This is a genomic window from Natrinema gari JCM 14663 (assembly GCF_000337175.1).
GTDB lineage: Archaea > Halobacteriota > Halobacteria > Halobacteriales > Natrialbaceae > Natrinema > Natrinema gari.
Window position 1 is genome coordinate 1 of sequence record NZ_AOIJ01000009.1, and the last position, 2,656, is coordinate 2,656.

Here is a 2,656-nt window from a genome sequence, read left to right on the forward strand (position 1 = left end):
CCCCGTCCCAGACCGTCGGAGTAGATCGGTCCGAAAAGAAAAGATCCGGCCATTGCTAAGTGCCTGATTTTCTCACCACCGAATAATCGCTGTACGGCGTCGGGACAATCTCATTTCGGTGGATCTTAACACCGGCAAATCTTGCCCTCCCGAATCAGTGCCGTCTCGTATCGGCCGGAATCTCTCACAATTCAGAGAGTAATCGGCGGCACTCGAGCGTCGATCGCGACGGCTTCCAGCTCGAGTCGGGGTTGATCGCCCCGATCGGCGGTCCGATCACGCTCTCGAGTCGGCCCAATCGGAGCAATCCCACTACTCGAGTGGAAATACAGGGGTCAAAACGGAACGTCAAATAGAGCCACGGCTATCCGTCCGGGCGTTCACTCGGGGCCGTTCGCCGGCTACAGCTTGTCGCTGACGGCGGCGATCTGCTCCTGTGGGCTCAGGGGTTCGTCACGGTCAGCGACCCACTGGAACACGGGCTCGCTTGGCCGGTCGGGACGAACGGGTACCCATTCGTCGTTCTGTATGATGTCATCCTCGAGTAGTTCACCGTCCGCAAGCTCGAGGACGGCGTCGGCAACCGCGAAGCGCGCCCACTGGTTGGTGTGCACGTACTCCGAAAGCATCTGGTTGTACGTCTTCCCGGCCGCAACCTTCGCGTTCGGCCACTCTCCGAGCGGGTCCTCTAACTCGGATAGTCTCTCACTCCACTCGTCGTCTTCGAGTAGCGCGTGCAGGAATCCGAGCCCCTGTCGGAACTCGGCCAGGTCCTTGACCCACTGCGAGGCGTCCTCTTTCACGGCTATCCCGGTCTGTTGGACATGCTCTTTCGGATCGAGCACCCCCGTCTTCTCGACGAGGTCGGCGATCGTCTCTTTAACCTCTTTCGCGAACAGTTCTTTCGCGGCCGCCTCGGACGTGTAGTACTCGTCTTTCAGCGGGTCAGGATGGGGGACGATATGTCCCTTCTTGAGCATCAGCTTCCGGTAGGGCTTCTTCTTGTATGCCTTCCCGGCGCTGTAGTCCGCCCGGTTGATCTGGTGGTCGGTGTACCGGAGAATCGTGAGGTTCAGTTCCGTCTCGGTAACGGTGTCGCCTTCGGACCGAAGCAGGCCGGCGAGAACCTTCGCGACGGCGTCTTGGTTGGCCCTCAACGCGTATGGGTCGCCGGAGTAGGACCCTTCGGCGTCCGTCTCGACGTTTGCGCTCTCGCGCACGCGGTCGGGGTGAATCTCGAACGCGGTTCCTGAATCGCCGTCCGACTTCGATCCGTCGTCCCAGTGCTGGCCGATCGCGTCGGTGAGTTCGTCCCACGTCAGCTCGGTGCCGGCCGTCGCGAGGTCCTGTGGCGTGTAGGTCGGGGTGTAACTCGAGGGCGTCGACTGCGCCGAAATCCCTCCATCGGCGGTCGGGATCTGCGCTGGCCCGTCGCCGTCCATCTTGATGCCGTCGGACACGTCGTCGGGCTCGAGGTCGCCGTTCAGTAACGCCTCAACGTCGACCTTGTCCGAGGGGACCGCTTTCGGGTGGATGTTCCCGAACATTTCCCGATGGAGTCGCAGTATGGCCATTCGACTGACGGCGGCCTGCGAACAGTCGTAGGTGTTTGCGAGGTTTTCGAAGGCTTGCTTTTCGAAGTCGTTGACCGCTGTCGTGACGTTCGTATCTCTGGTATCGTTTTTTGAGTTCATGCGCGACCCCCTCCAGTGGCCGCACGACTAGCACTGCGAGGGGTGGAAAGTCGCTTCCCGTGATCGCACTGACGAGTCTCGCCAGTAGACGAGGGGAAAGCTATAAGGCCGAATCCGTCCAAGAAACAGGTAGGGATAAGGNGATTAGCCGTGCATATCCGTTCTCTTGTCGTGGGTTGGCCTTAAAACTAGGCGCACTGTGCGTCGACTGTGTGGGGTTGGTAATGTGCATCGTTTGGTATCCGCGGGTGCCGCCAAACTGCGCTCCGAGCGGCTAGCCTGTGCCACCAGGCCTCGCTCGGAGGACTCGATACTCTGCGCGGTCATCGTCCCAGCGCCACCTCGTCGATCCCGAACCACTCCGCAACGGCTGGAATNCCAGGCCTCGCTCGGAGGACTCGATACTCTGCGCGGTCATCGTCCCAGCGCCACCTCGTCGATCCCGAACCACTCCGCAACGGCTGGAATCCAGTCAGGGACGCGCGTCGGGAGCTCGCTGCGACCGACGACGCCGGTCAGCGCGTGCCGATCGCCGTCGCGCTCGACGATGAACGTCTCGCCGCGGCGGTCGATCTCGAGCCCGGTCGGGACGATCCGTACGTCGCAGGTCGTCTCGGCGGGCACGGCCGCGCCGACGTCGGCGAGCGCGATCGTAACCGTCTGATCGTGGGTGTCGGAGTTAGTGACTGCCATATTTTGATGAACGTCGGTCACCGCCATGAATGCCGCGCGCGGCTGTCCGATGTGTCCGATATTTCTTTCGGACCAATCTCTGTTGGGAACAGGCTTTAGGTCGCGCGCGGTGTCTTTCGTCATGGTTGGCTCGTCGCGAGCATCAACGGAGCCGCCCCGGACGGCGGGGATCAGCACGCCCGTCCACCTCGTTTTAGGGACAGGTTACCCGCCCAGAGCGTCGTCTCCATTGATAACAGCCCGTTGTTCTCCATTACACTTAAATCTTG

Annotated in this window: 2 protein-coding genes; both read right to left on the reverse strand. The window is 61.3% G+C overall.

What is annotated here, in order from left to right; translation table 11 throughout:
* Positions 1-401 precede the first annotated feature (401 nt).
* On the reverse strand, positions 402-1,694 hold the full coding sequence (locus C486_RS00260) for a hypothetical protein (RefSeq protein ID WP_008451625.1): 1,293 nt from the start codon (positions 1,692-1,694) through the stop codon (positions 402-404).
* Between the two features lie 414 nt (positions 1,695-2,108).
* Complete coding sequence (locus C486_RS00265; RefSeq protein ID WP_152419089.1) at positions 2,109-2,387, reverse strand: hypothetical protein; 279 nt, start codon at positions 2,385-2,387, stop codon at positions 2,109-2,111.
* Positions 2,388-2,656: the final 269 nt, after the last annotated feature.